Below are 14,209 nucleotides of genomic sequence, written 5' to 3'. Positions count from 1 at the left end.
GTTCCAGCTAACACAAAGGAAAGTGTCATATGAATATTGCAGGCTACTTTGTCAAAAACACCGTCATTAGCTGGATGTTTACCCTGATCTTATTGATCGGCGGCTTAATGTCATTTACCGGCCTTGGCCAATTAGAAGACCCACCATTTACCATTAAAGATGCGGTAGTTGTCACCCTGTACCCAGGGGCGACCTCAACGGAAGTGGAGGAAGAAGTGACCTACCCAATCGAAAAGGCCATTCAAGAATTGCCTTATATCGATACTCTCAAGTCATTAAGCACATCGGGAATGTCACAAATTACTGTGACCATGAAAAATAACTACGGCCCTGATGAGCTTCCACAAATTTGGGATGAGCTGCGCCGAAAAGTGAATGATATGTCGTCCAGCTTACCGCCAGGGGTTCAGGCCCCGATGGTCAATGATGATTTTGGTGATGTTTACGGGGTGATGCTAATGGTCAGCGGTAGCGATTACAGTTACCGCGATATTTTAGATTACGTCGATTACGTTAAACGTGAATTAGAGCTCGTGCCAGGTGTGGGTAAAGTGTCATTGGCAGGCAATCAACAAGAACAAGTTTTCGTTGAAATGTCGCTTAACAAAGCTGCCAGTTCTAATATCGACCCATCTTTAGTGAGTAACCTGCTTAACTCACAAAATATGGTGTCTGATGCCGGTAACATTCAGGTTGCCGGTGACAACTTAAAAATCCGTACCAGTGGTGGCTTTAAGTCTGTTAGCGAGTTAGAAGGGCTGATTATTCCAGGCACCCAAGGCGATAAGCTTATTTACTTAAAAGATGTCGCCACAGTATCGCGGGGCTTTCAAAATATTCCCACCAATCTACTGACCTTTAATCAGCACAATGCGATCAACATTGGCATCGCATTTTCAACCGGGGTGAATGTGGTTGAAGTGGGTAAAGCCATTGACGCCAAGCTTGCCAGTATTGAAAGTGTCCGCCCAGCGGGCATGATGATTGAAACCATGTATAACCAGCCTAATGAAGTAGATGCTTCAGTGGGCAGCTTTGTATGGAACTTAATTGCCGCAGTAGTGATCGTAATCGGCGTGCTACTGGTCTTTATGGGCATTAAGTCAGGTATTTTAATTGGGTTAATTTTGTTCTTAACCTGTTTAGGCACCTTCATGTTGATGCTGCAAGCAGAGATTGAGCTGCAGCGAATATCCTTAGGGGCGTTAATTATTGCCTTAGGGATGCTGGTGGATAATGCCATTGTTATCGTTGAAGGCATATTAATCGGCAGGCAGCGGGGCCAAACGACTTTAGAAGCTGCTCAAAGCATTGTAAAACAAACCATGTGGCCATTACTTGGTGCGACAGTGATTGCTATTACTGCCTTTGCGCCAATCGGTTTATCACCTGATGCTACCGGTGAATTTGCGGGCTCTTTATTCTGGGTATTACTGTTTTCACTGTTTTTATCTTGGATTACTGCCATTACCATCACACCATTTTTTGCGCAGTTATTTTTTGGAAAAGATGCTGAAAAAGTGGAAGGTGAGCTTAAAGATCCCTACGGTGGTGCCTTTTTTGTGTTTTACAAAGTATTACTCGATTGGTGTATGAAGCATCGCTGGGTGAGTGTTATCGCCGTGGTGATGGCATTTTGTATTTCGATTTATGGCTTTGCTTACGTTAAGCAATCGTTTTTCCCGCCTTCTACCACGCCGATTTTCTTAGTGGATGCCTGGATGCCAGAAGGCACAGATATTCGTGAAACTCAGGGCATTGTCGAGGGCATGGAGTCCATCGCCATGGGGCTTGATAATGTTGAGTTTGTTGGCTCGAGCATAGGTAAAGGCTTTCCGCGTTTTCTACTGACTTACTCGCCAGAGAAAAACTACGCATCTTATGCGCAAATGGCTATTCGCACCGAAGATTTTGAGTCTCTTAGTGAGGTAATGACTGAATTTAGAAGGGCAGTCGAAGCTAAATACCCGCAGACGCAGTTTAAGTTTAAGCGCTTAGAAATCGGCCCTTCAACAGACGCTAAAATTGAAGCGCGTATTAGCGGTGCAGACCCTGATGTATTGAGAAGCATTGCAGCGCAAGTGATGGAGATATTCCAGGCCACACCGGCAACCGTTAACGTGCGTCATGACTGGCGTGAACGGGTGAAATACATTGCGCCTCGCTTTAATGAAACCCAAGCAAGACGTTTAGGTATCGTAAAAAGTGAAGTAGATGAAGCGATTAAGTTTTCGTTTACAGGGTTACAAATAGGGGTATACCGCGAAGGGACGACCTTATTGCCAATCATTGGCCGTTTACCAGAAGATGAGCGTATTGATATCGACTCACTTGAAAGTGTTCGTATTTGGAGCCCTGCGCTGTCTGCCTTTGTACCGCTGCAGCAAGTGGTTGATGGGTTTGAGGTTAGGTTTGAAGATCCCATTATTCAACGCCGGGATCGCAAACGTACCTTAACGGTATTTGCCGATACGGATTTTGAGTATGATATTTTACCGGCGCAATTGTTTGCCCAAATTAAGCCACAAATTGAAGCGCTAGAATTACCTGTGGGTTATGAGCTGCAGTGGGGCGGTGAGTTTGAATCATCCAATGATGCACAAGAGTCATTATTTGCCACCTTGCCACTGGGCTTTTTATTCATGTTCTTAATCACGGTATTCTTGTTTAACTCAGTGAGAAAACCATTAGTGATTTGGGCGTGTGTGCCGCTGGCCATTATTGGTATTACCTCAGGCTTATTGATTTTAGATAAACCCTTTAGCTTTATGGCGCTGCTGGGAATGTTAAGTTTATCGGGTATGCTACTTAAAAACGGTATTGTCTTGCTGGATCAAATTAACACTGAGATTAATGACGGCGTCGAAACCTTTGAAGCGGTATTTAACTCAACCGTTAGCCGTGTTAGACCCGTTTGTATGGCTGCTATCACCACCATTTTAGGGGTGCTACCGCTATTGACCGATGCCTTCTTTGAGTCATTAGCGGCGGTAGTGATGTTTGGTCTTGGGGTTGCAACCATATTGACATTAATCATAGTGCCGGTGTTTTACCTTATTTTCTTCAAGGTAAGTTATAGAAATTATAAAGAGTTTTAGTAAGCCAACTAGCTTGAAGTTAATCCTGTGGTAGTTGATTTTCTTTAAGCTGACTAATTAAGGTAAGTTAACTAAGCTATCAAGCACGTAAACTCGCATAATGGTTTGTTTATCGCTATAAATAGGAGAGTCAGCAGAGTTTACGTTGGCTCTTTTTTTATTTGATCTTTACTAGATGTATTCACGTATTGCGCATTGGTATACAAAAACAGTATCCAAAAACGCGTATTCAAAATGAGGCTTTCTATGTCAATTAGCCAAGCAATTATTAAAGTTACTAATTTACGTTTACGTACTTTCATCGGCTTTAACCCTGATGAACGAGAAAAGCAGCAAGATGTTGTTATTAATATTGAAATTCAGTACCCAGCCGATAAGTCTTTTCAAACTGATGATGTCGCTGATGCGCTGAACTACAAGATAATCACCAAGAAAGTGATCCAACATGTTGAAGAAGGTCGATTTTTATTACTGGAAAAATTAGTTGCTGATGTGCTGGCAATTTGCAGTGAGCATCCTTCCATTACCATGTCGCGGGTGACAATCGACAAACCACACGCATTACGTTTTGCCGACTCTGTTTCATTATCATTAGAGCAGCGAAAATAAAGTGAGTTTTAATTTGGCACGAGTTGCCATAAGGAAAACACATGATTTCTGAAGAAGCACGTAAAGTACAGCAAGTACTGATTGAGCGAGGTCTTGAAACCCCAGTCGTTGAAAATGACATGACTAACGAGCAAAAAGTGGCTCGCATTCAAGGATTGATGACAGAAGTTATCTCTACCCTTGGACTTGATTTAACCGATGACAGCTTATGTGAAACCCCTCATCGAATCGCCAAAATGTATGTTAATGAAATCTTCTCTGGGCTTGATTACAACCACTTCCCTAAAGTCACCCAAATTGACAATAAAATGGGCGTAGATGAAATGGTTAAAGTCAGTGATATTAGCGTGGTTAGTACCTGTGAACATCACTTTATTACCATCGATGGTGTTGCCAATGTTGCTTATGTGCCGGGGCGCAAAATTATTGGTTTATCTAAAATTAACCGCATAGTGAAATTTTTTGCCCAGCGACCTCAAGTACAAGAGCGACTCACCCAGCAAGTGCTGGTGGCACTGCAAACCTTGCTTGAAACCGACGATGTTGCCATTAGTATCAATGCCACCCATTACTGCGTTAAATCCCGAGGCATTATGGATACTCAATCCTATACCAAAACCTCCGCACTAGGCGGCTGCTTTAAAGCTAACCCTGCCTCAAGAGCTGAATTCTTTGCTAACAGCTAATCGGCTTTAGCTTGAATCATACTTTAAAGGTCATTAATTTCGAGTCAATGAGGCTATTATTAATTGCTTATGATTAATTGCAATGATAAACGACTGCATTAATGACCTTTTCTAACACTTCTTATTTTCAATAAAAATCATCATAAGAGAACTGCAATGAAGCAAACTATTTTCATTACTGGCGTCGGCAAACGTATTGGTTACGCCTTAGCAAAGGACTTTCTCGCTAAAGGCATGAAGGTCATCGGCACCTTTAGAACCCATTACCCCTCTATTGATGAATTAGCTGAATTAGGTGCCGACCTTTATCAATGTGATTTGTGCATTCCTGCTGAAATAGACGATATGTTAGCGCGCATTAATGACACCCATGACGAGCTTCATTGCATCATTCATAATGCATCTGACTGGCATAACGATAAAACCAAGCCGGGCATGAGCGCTGCCGATATTATGAACCGAATGATGAATATTCACGTCAGTGCGCCTTATCAAATAAACTTGGCTCTGGCCGACAAATTAATCGCTTCAGCAAGTGGCAATATTGGCAGTGCTAATATTATTCATATTACCGATTACGTGGCAGAAAAAGGCAGTAAAAAGCATATTGCCTATGCGGCCAGTAAAGCGGCAATGCACAATTTAACCCTGTCATTTGCGAGTAAACTTGCGCCTATGGTGAAAGTCAATTCCATTGCCCCTGCGATGATTTTGTTTAATGAAGGCGACGATGAGGCCTACAAAGCAAAAGCGCTAGCCAAAGCCATACTGCCTAAAGAGGCGGGTAACCCTGAGATCATTGAATTAGTTGATTACCTGACAAGCAGTCAATACGTCACTGGTCGCAGTTTTGCGGTGGATGGTGGCCGTCACTTAGCCTAACTGTGTTTGCTATTGAGTTTATATAGGGGAGCTACGGCTCCCTTTTTAATGGCTGAATATTTTAAATAGACATCTAGACGTCTTATTGTTAGTGTGGAGTACCACTGGTTTTTGGTTGTTTTTTATCCGGATATTAATTCGAAAGTTTATCCGGCAAACAACTTTTTGGTAGATGGCCCAATTTGAATATCTTAAGGTAAAGGAAGGCATTATGACGGCAGAAAACATGAAACTGGAATCACTGGCATTACATTATGGCTACGAGTCGGAAGCGACCACCAAGGCCGCAGCAGTGCCGATTTACCAAACCACGTCTTACACCTTTGATGATACCCAGCATGGTGCCGATTTATTCGATTTAAAAGTGGCTGGTAACATCTATACCCGCATCATGAACCCAACCACTAACGTGCTTGAGCAGCGCTTAGCCGCCATCGAAGGCGGCATTGGTGCCTTAGCGGTGGCATCAGGTATGGCGGCCATCACCTATGCGATACAGGCGCTCACCCAAGTAGGCGATAATATTGTTAGCACTAGCCAGTTATATGGCGGTACTTATAACTTATTCGCCCATACATTGCCCCGCCAAGGGGTTGATGTACGCATGGCGGCCTATGATGACTTTGACGGCTTAGATGCGCTAATTGATGATAAAACCAAAGCGTTGTTTTGTGAGTCCATCGGCAATCCAGCGGGTAACGTGGTCGATTTACAACGCTTGGCCGACATTGCCCATAAGCATGGGGTGCCGTTAATTGTCGATAATACTGTGGCAACGCCAGTGTTATGCCGAGCTTTTGATCATGGCGCAGATATTGTGATCCACTCACTGACCAAATACATTGGCGGCCATGGCACCACTATTGGCGGGGTGATCATTGATTCAGGTAAATTTGATTGGGTCGCCAATAAAGACCGCTTTGCGATTTTAAATCAACCCGATCCGTCTTATCACGGCGTGGTGTACACCGAAGCCTTTGGCCCCGCTGCCTATATTGGCCGCTGCCGGGTCGTGCCCCTAAGAAACACCGGCGCAGCTTTATCACCCCAAAGTGCGTTCTTATTACTCCAAGGGCTTGAAACTTTAAGTCTGCGCATGGAACGCCATTGCAGTAATGCCCTAGCGTTAGCCGAGTATTTACAGCAACACCCTAATGTAAGCTGGGTAAACTACGCTGCGTTAGCTGATAGCCCATTTAACGCGACATGTAAAAAAATCACCGGCGGTAAAGCCTCAGGCATTATCAGTTTTGGTATAAAAGCAGCCGATGCACAGGCGGGTAAAGTGGCTGGTGGTAAATTTATTGATGCGCTGCAAATGGTGCTGCGATTAGTGAATATTGGCGATGCAAAGTCACTGGCTTGTCACCCTGCCAGTACTACACATCGTCAGTTAGACAGCGCAGAATTAGCTAAAGCTGGGGTATCAGAAGATTTAGTACGTATTTCGGTGGGCATTGAGCATATCGATGACATTATTGCCGATATCAGCCAAGCGTTAGATAAAGCGGTGAGTTAACGCCAGTGTTTTAATGAGTTCTCAGCCTAATATTAAGCCCATCATGATATTGTCGTGATGGGCTTTTTTTGCATGTTAATTGCTGACATATTAATGGTTTATATACAGGATATGCGCCTTGTAGGGGTGATAATTATTGGTAGCGGCACATCCCAATATTCTACTGGGAGTTGGCTCACTTGCTGGCAGTCGTGGGCAAAGCCCACTGCTAATGGTTTCCCATCAATCACTTGGCACAAAGTGCGATCGTAATAGCCACCGCCCATGCCCATGCGATTGCCCTTGTCATCAAACGCAACCAGTGGAGTGACAATCATATCCAGTTTGTTTACTGGGATAATATCTTGCACCGACAACGCAGGCTCAGCGATACCATATTGATTGAATACCATTTTTGATTCGGCATGGTAATGCAAAAACAACAAGTTACCTTTGCTAAATGGGTGAATGCGAGGTAAGTAGGTTTTTACCCCGATGTGCCAAAGGGCTTCTATTAATTTTTGTGTTGCCAGTTCTCCGTCATGGCTGATGTACAGAGCCACTGTTTGGGCATTTTTTTGCTGTATTTCTGCCAGCATATGGCGGCAGGCAATTAACGAAAGCTGGTGCTGTTCTGCTTGGGTATAACTTTTACGTTCTTGACGAATATGCCGGCGAATAAAGTCACGGTTCATACCTTGGCTATCAAATAAGGCGTAACGTTCTTGATCGCTCAATTCAAAACCTTGGTCTTGATGGCTCAGGTTATCAATATCAAGATGTTGATTATCATCTGCCACAATACTCAGGGTTTGATGCGCACCAATATGGTGTTTATTGCTTTGCGTTATGGTATTTGCAGACTTATTGATAGAAGAGAAATAAGTAATATTGATAGTTGGAGTGCGAGCTGGTGAAGGTTCGACCGAAATGGCATTGGTCATTAAGCGGGTCATACTCATTATTGGCGGTACTCCATACTTGCCATGTCTATTAAGGTTAGAGTACTGCGTTCGAGGGTATTTTAAAAGGGCGACTGGCTAAAATATCCCCCAGCCAGTCGCTTTATGGATAGTTATTTGTCCAGCTTTAAAGATTTAAGCAATACGGCGCAGTCGTATTCAGATACTGCGGTTTTGGCCTTTATCCAGAATCGTCTGCGGGTGGTGATAATCCCTGTTGCAACCGCTAATACTGCTATCTCAATATAAATAAACGGCATATATTGAATAGCCGGATCCAGTGCAGCGCCTAAGTATCGCGAGTATTTCGAATAGTGCTCTGGTATAAATTGCACTTGAGAGCTTACGGTTTCTAAGCCGAATTGGAGCGCTGCGACGCCAGCTACAGCAGCCAAACCTGCCAGTATTTTGAAGTACCACTTTTTAGGCCCAAAAAAGCCCGCAAAAACCAAATATAAACTCAGCAGTAACCCGCCACCCACTAACATGTTGGTGGGGAGCAAAGGGTAATGGCTAAGGGTGAACAGGATAGCAACAAGGTTCAGTAAAAAGTACGATACTACATAGCCAGAAAGTACAGTTAACCCTAGCCGTTTGGGCTGACTAATTTGCTTCCAATACAGTTTAGGAATAGCGACATATAATCCCCAAAACCATGCAAGGACGATAGGGTAGTTTGACCAAGTGGGGAGTCCATAAAGGCCGAACCTCGCTAACAGTAAATCAATAAAAAATTGATAATGACTTAGCAGCCCCGAGCGATACTCAGCATCATAAATCATTTCAGGTGCTAGCATGGCAAAACACATAGCTACCATAGCTAAAATTAGTCCCCAATTGACAACGCCTTTGACCAACTGCCATGCAAAACCCTGATTGTTATCTTTTTTAAGTTGAGATACCAAGCTTTGGTAGTTGCTGATGACCGCCTCTTTGATATCTTTTGATACCCAGTTTTCAGTCAGTAAGGCAATTTTTGTTTTGGTTTCATGGGCTTCAATAATATTTTTAATGGCCGGAATCGCTAAGGCTTTCTTATCATCGTCTTTGTCTCCGGCGGCTAACTTTTTGGCATTTTTCCACACTGCTGGGTCATATACGCCACCGGCATTGTGAGTCACATTGTTGGTACCTGCAAAGCACAGGGTGGTATCGGTGTTATCTATGGTCGCGGTATATTGTAGGGTCGGTAGGTTGGCAGTAAAACCATAGATGAACGTACAGCCATTTAGGGCTTCAGTAACGTCAATTTCATTCACGTCACTGATGTTGTTAATAATATTAAAGCCCGCATTGGTAACGTAATCTGTTATCCACTGGTGATAATCGGGGCTGTTGATAAACCATTTAGTTGATCGTTTTGCATCGCCATCAATGGTGTAGCTGTAATATAAATATCCGCCGCCATCACAAGTTTTACAGGTGACTTGACCTGAGCCATTACAGGTGTAACAGGTTTTTGTCCCGCTGCCATAACATGATGAACACGACTCTGTGGTGTAAACGGTGCGGTTATTGTGATCTTGCCTAGTCACATGATGACGGCCGCTGCCGCTACAAGATGTACATGATGTTGAGCCATTGCCATTACACGATGAGCATGAACATTTGCCGCGGCCATTACAGATATGGCAAATATCTTCACCCACATAACTATCAGGTGCTGAACCTAGATTGGTATCTTTAATGATAAAGTTTTTGGCGACATCAGCGGTTAAGATTTTTTTAAAGGTCTCATTAAAAAATCCATTTTGACCACTGACATACTCTTTGGCTTTATTGTGGGCACAATCACACGCTTGCGATGAGCTTCCTGACTGTATGCCTGATGGACAATAGCCACCATGTTCGTGTTTGGTTACCCCAATTTCAATTGTCCAACCAAAATGAAATTTAACATTGGTGGTTTTGGCGCTTTCATCACTTAATACCACAGGGACATTTACCCCCGTTAGCTCTTTACCGTTTGAGCGGATAAAATCTTGAAATTGTTCTAATTTACTCACGTAATATGTCCTGTTAATCAATGCGTGAAAGACTAAAAATTATGTTATCAGTTAACGTTAACTATGCTGTTAAAGCTTAATGTTGAAAGTGGTCTCATCATTTTTGAGGTAGACCCACTGCCGCACCGAGTTATGGCCTGGAGCGCTGACTTTAATGTCGTAACCACCGGCAGGCAGTTTCATTCCCGCTTGGTATTTGGGCTTTATATTCATCACTGCCACCTTGGCATTGTTAACATTGGTTTTAATGGTTAAAGGTAAAAGCGGCGCATGTGCTTGCGCTGACTGCGATGGTTTTTTTGTGACAGTTAATGGCGACATAATCGCTTGATCAAAGCGGTGAATTGGCTCACTGATGGCATTAAATCCCTGGGTGATAAACAGGCTTTGATCAATGGCTGTGCCAATTGGTTGCACCATAGGCTGAGTGACCAATAGCCACTTAAGCGCATAAGAAATGCTGGCAGAGTCATTTTTTTTCATTTGCTCAAAAAAGTAGTGCAGCGCTGAGCCATTAGCGGTGTAATGATTACCGCCTAGCGACAGTGGCACCACAAAAATAGCCACTAATATCCCCGCTGAAATAGCCGGTTTTATATAGGGCTTTGTAGGGCGGGCCTCGGCGTTTGAGGCGCGCTTTGCTTGTACTAACTCAAATGCTTTCATGGGTAGCTTTAACACGGTTAGCAACACCAACGCCAAGCTAATTGACATGGAAATAGGCGGAATAATCGTTGCTCTTAGGGCTGACTTACCGCTTGATTCAAATGCACCGCCGTCAGCAAACTCAGCTTGCTGAGCTTCAAGTACATTAAGATACTCGGTGGTTTTGCGCTGAATATTAGGCTGAATGATGCGCTGCTTAAACTCACGATTATTCCAATCAGCAAGGGTTGGGTTCACATACAGTTCTGCCATTTTAGCTGCTATGCGGCGCTGAATATCGCCCTGTTGCTGAAACTGCTGCCAGCTTAAATTAGGCGGCATATCATTGCCTTGCTTCTTCATGGCTGCACGCCATTTGGCATCCGCTTGTTGGCGCACTTTTTTACTGACAGCATTATCAAAACTCACTCTGTCAGCCATAACCCAAGTGCTTGGTAACATTAGGCCTTTTTGTTTTAATCTGGCGTTGACTTTAGCACTGGTTATTTCATGGTGCCTGAACTCATGTATGCTTGATATCCCTAATGGATAACCGCCAGATTCTTTGACAAAATCTGGCTCCATTTTTACCATCAGCACGCTTTTGTAATGATTTACATCGTTAGTGAATATCATTCTATGATCTTTAAAACCGGCATCGCCGCCCATAGCAGCATCAACGGCTTGCATTGCGGTAAATAGGCCTAAGGTCATTACCCCGCTAATAATTGAATTACCGACATTTTCCGAGGTCGAAATCTCTTCTCGCTTTAGCCAATCATCAGGGGGAATATAGCCAATACCGTATTTGGCGATTTCTTGGTCATAACCGGTTTGTAAACGCTCGAAACAGCGATCGCGACTGCTGCCTTTTTTCATGTCGGCGCATTTATTACGACGCTCAAAATAGTCATACACCTTTGGGGCGATTTGTTGGGCACGGGACTCCACGCGGGCTTCGTAAGCATCAGTCCCTTTTTGGTATTTTTCCCAGCCTTGTTTAACTTGGTTTTGGGTGTCTAGCCAATATTCATTGGAACGCTCTGGCGAGCTGGCCAGTGCTTGGTTGTAATCATTAGAACCTTGAGCGTACTCTTTATAGCTATCTTGTAGGCGCAGGCGAAAACTATCGTAGTCACTATAGTGCAGATCGAAATTCGACATGGCGCGGTCACGGACAAATTTTTCCATGATGGCCCGTTTTTGCTGTTCTAAATCATCGACCAGCTTATCATCGGCATACACAAGGCCGCCAAATACAGACAGAAAGGTTTTTTCGGTGGCGTTATGTTCACTATCGGGATCGTAATGGATCCCTTCAAATTGAATAGACTTTTCAATAAGCGCGCTGCGTAGAACCTGTGATAAGTAAGCTTGTTGGCGCTCCTGTGGGCTTGATGTATCAATAATAAAATGATCCACTAACCACTTTTGACCAAAGAAAACTGTTGGCCACACTATCAGTGCAATCAGTGCAAAATACCCCAATGCCCGCGACACTTTGGCAACGCGGCGGCCCTTTAGTAATAAGTCTGCTAGCAGCAGCGTCACCCCTATACCACTGATGGTGCGACCAAATAACTCAATGGCGTGCAATTCATCTTCGCTGGCATTACGGCCACCGGCGACATCGGTTAAGGCGGCATTAAAAACGGCTTCAGGAAATAAATACACCACTGAGCAAATGAACATCAGTAGCATCCACCAAAAAGGTTTGCCCATTTGGGTTATTTGCGCTTCACGTTGCTGCTGATGCTTGGCTTTAGCCTGCGCTGAATGCTGCTTTGATTTAACCTTATTTAACGCTTGCTCAGCCGCTTGCATTTTTTGTTGTGTCGGGGCGCTATTGAGTAGATCGGTAGCAAAGGGGCTATGATTGTTATTGGTCATTGTTATTAATCATTGTTGTTATCGGTCTAGTTCTAGTTCTAGTTCTAGTTCTAGTTCTCGTTTCAGTTTTAGTTATTTAGCATTGCTGCTTGGCAAGGTTAAGATGATGCTGTCACCTGTATGGGTATCAATTTTTTCATCGGTGATAGTGGGAAAACCATGCTCCAATAACGGCGTAGGCGTGCTGGCTGGCACCACTTTAGCTTTCGCGCTATAGATGGATTTAAGGCCGGAGGTTAATGATAAATAGTAACCTTCATGCTGGTAGCCGAGCATTTCTTTAAAGCGATCAAAGTCAGCATCTACTGGCAGTGAGACAATGTATTGACCTAAATCTGTCACTGCTTGATAGCGCTGCGCTGGCACGGCGGCATTAAACAACTGCTGACAGATCTTGTAAGGCGTGGCATCGACAATGACACCATCAGGCAGATTATTTTTACTCAGTTTGAGCAACTGTGACTGATGATAATCCGTGCCATTAAGTGAATAGCTATACACTTTCATTCCTAGTCGCTGAGCGCGTTGTTTTACCCCAGAGTTTTGCATGTAGCTGCGAATATCAAGGTGGATCCCTGAGTTGTAACCCAGTTTTGCTCTTAGCTTTTTGAGTGCATCAGTGCTGGTGTGATCTTGATAACGGGAGCGATATCGTTTGGTACCATAATTGCTAGCGCGCTCAATATTAGTGTGATTTTCTAGATAGTAAGCATCGTTACTTGCGCCTTTGCGTAAGTCGCTGCGCAAGATATCAATGCTGGTAGGGTGACCACCTTGGACAAAGCCCAAGTAAACAATAGGGTTTATGCCTCGCAATTTCACTAAGGTATCTTGCTCAGACGATGAGAAGTAATAGCCTTCGTGGCCGACGTACTTTCTGAGCATATTATCTAGCTCAAGCAATTTTTGGCCATTGGCTTTTGACTTTATTTCTACATTTAATTTTTGATTTGGCAGTCGCTGGGCGGCGAATATTTTAAAGGACTCTTTAGCTGTGATCGGCCGCTCATTGAGTAGATTGTTATTATGCTTGTCCCGCAGTTTTAGCCGTTTAAACTCTTTAAGGTTCATGCGTTCCAGTTTGAAACGCTCACCGGTGTAATGCACAGTGGCGCGGCCAGTTTGGCTGTCATGGTGATTTACCCAAGTGCCATCGCCCAGCAACATGACATCAATTTCAACACTGTTGAAGTTATCGTTAAGTGCGGCAGAAATTGCATTGTAACTGCTTTCAGGCTGGCGAAAATCACCACGATGGGCTGAAATATCAATTTGGCATTGCGCTTTTGATAGCATCTTAATATTGCCGTTACTGGCAAGATATAAATTACGATCGCCTAAGGCCAATTGAGTATCGACAATATCTTTGCCGTGAGTTGCAGCATCATAGGGCAAGTGGCTCAGTTTTTTAGGGGTGACATGCACAGTTTTCACTGGCTCTGGAGTCGATTTACAAGCTGAAAGAATGAAAAATGAGCTAAAAAGAATAGAATAAAGTAGTAGGGTACTTAACTGGCGGCTTGGCATAACTCATTATATAAATTGGCTAATTTTGCTATTTTATACCGTAATCTAAAGGTTAAGACAATAATAACCATAACTTTAACAAGTGTGTCAGCCCCAAAGAAGTTTTTGATTCACTTTACTGAGGCTTTAGTTGGTTTTGATACATTTTTTGTAGGAGCGTTAGGGCCTGTTTGGCGAATGATTGACAACCCATTATAAGTTTTAGCCATAAAAACACCGTGAAGATGTTGTTTAAAAATGAGTGACTTTGCCAAAATATCGAGCTTGTGATTGAGAAGGGCTTGGATGGTTAAGGTCTTGGACGATTAAGGGCTTGGATGGTTAAGGGCTTGGACGATTAAGGGCTTGGATGGTTAAGGTCTTGGACGATTAAGGGCTTGGATGGTTAAGGTCTTGGATGGTTAAG

9 protein-coding genes are annotated in these 14,209 nt (G+C 43.6%); 5 read left to right on the top strand and 4 right to left on the bottom strand.

From position 1 onward, the window contains the following. Positions 1-29 precede the first annotated feature (29 nt). From AB4160_RS07975 to AB4160_RS07955, 5 genes are all read left to right on the top strand, one after another. Positions 30-3,098, top strand: coding sequence for an efflux RND transporter permease subunit (locus AB4160_RS07975; RefSeq protein WP_372004162.1), 3,069 nt, complete (start codon positions 30-32; stop codon positions 3,096-3,098). Positions 3,099-3,350: 252 nt separating this feature from the next. Then, entirely contained in the window at positions 3,351-3,707 is a 357-nt protein-coding gene (folX, locus tag AB4160_RS07970) for a dihydroneopterin triphosphate 2'-epimerase (RefSeq protein ID WP_076539769.1), read from the top strand. A gap of 41 nt (positions 3,708-3,748) precedes the next feature. Further along, complete coding sequence (gene folE / locus AB4160_RS07965; protein WP_102438485.1) at positions 3,749-4,393, top strand: GTP cyclohydrolase I FolE; 645 nt, start codon at positions 3,749-3,751, stop codon at positions 4,391-4,393. A gap of 156 nt (positions 4,394-4,549) precedes the next feature. Next, positions 4,550-5,275, top strand: coding sequence for a dihydromonapterin reductase (gene folM / locus AB4160_RS07960; protein ID WP_372004160.1), 726 nt, complete (start codon positions 4,550-4,552; stop codon positions 5,273-5,275). A gap of 226 nt (positions 5,276-5,501) precedes the next feature. Further along, positions 5,502-6,794, top strand: coding sequence for an O-acetylhomoserine aminocarboxypropyltransferase/cysteine synthase family protein (locus AB4160_RS07955; protein WP_102438582.1), 1,293 nt, complete (start codon positions 5,502-5,504; stop codon positions 6,792-6,794). Between the two features lie 98 nt (positions 6,795-6,892). Here the strand turns inward: AB4160_RS07955 and AB4160_RS07950 are convergent, their stop codons facing one another. The 4 genes from AB4160_RS07950 to AB4160_RS07935 form a co-directional block, all read right to left on the bottom strand. Then, the gene (locus AB4160_RS07950; protein ID WP_241900968.1) at positions 6,893-7,735 is read right to left on the bottom strand and encodes a 5-formyltetrahydrofolate cyclo-ligase; all 843 of its coding nucleotides are present in this window, start codon (positions 7,733-7,735) and stop codon (positions 6,893-6,895) included. Positions 7,736-7,848: 113 nt separating this feature from the next. Further along, positions 7,849-9,741 (bottom strand): hypothetical protein, encoded by a 1,893-nt coding sequence (locus AB4160_RS07945; protein WP_372004158.1) that lies wholly within the window; start codon positions 9,739-9,741, stop codon positions 7,849-7,851. A 69-nt stretch (positions 9,742-9,810) separates the two neighbouring features. After that, a complete protein-coding gene (locus AB4160_RS07940; RefSeq protein WP_372004156.1) occupies positions 9,811-12,276 on the bottom strand; it encodes a hypothetical protein in 2,466 nt (821 codons plus the stop codon). Positions 12,277-12,348: 72 nt separating this feature from the next. Next, a complete protein-coding gene (locus tag AB4160_RS07935) occupies positions 12,349-13,803 on the bottom strand; it encodes a glycerophosphodiester phosphodiesterase family protein (protein ID WP_102438477.1) in 1,455 nt (484 codons plus the stop codon). Positions 13,804-14,209 lie beyond the last annotated feature (406 nt).

Origin of the sequence: Shewanella sp. 10N.286.51.B8, from assembly GCF_041469325.1 — a bacterium.
GTDB lineage: Bacteria > Pseudomonadota > Gammaproteobacteria > Enterobacterales > Shewanellaceae > Shewanella.
Note: the sequence above shows the minus strand (reverse complement) of the source record. Positions and strands in the feature narration are given on the sequence as shown.

What these genes read in the sequence shown, in the direction of transcription:
- AB4160_RS07975 (WP_372004162.1), top strand. Translation starts at nt 30, where the DNA reads ATGAATATTGCAGGCTACTTTGTCAAAAACACCGTCATTAGCTGGATG.
- folE (WP_102438485.1), top strand. Translation starts at nt 3,749, where the DNA reads ATGATTTCTGAAGAAGCACGTAAAGTACAGCAAGTACTGATTGAGCGA.
- folM (WP_372004160.1), top strand. Translation starts at nt 4,550, where the DNA reads ATGAAGCAAACTATTTTCATTACTGGCGTCGGCAAACGTATTGGTTAC.
- AB4160_RS07955 (WP_102438582.1), top strand. Translation starts at nt 5,502, where the DNA reads ATGAAACTGGAATCACTGGCATTACATTATGGCTACGAGTCGGAAGCG.
- AB4160_RS07950 (WP_241900968.1), bottom strand. Translation starts at nt 7,735, where the DNA reads ATGAGTATGACCCGCTTAATGACCAATGCCATTTCGGTCGAACCTTCA.
- AB4160_RS07940 (WP_372004156.1), bottom strand. Translation starts at nt 12,276, where the DNA reads ATGACCAATAACAATCATAGCCCCTTTGCTACCGATCTACTCAATAGC.
- AB4160_RS07935 (WP_102438477.1), bottom strand. Translation starts at nt 13,803, where the DNA reads ATGCCAAGCCGCCAGTTAAGTACCCTACTACTTTATTCTATTCTTTTT.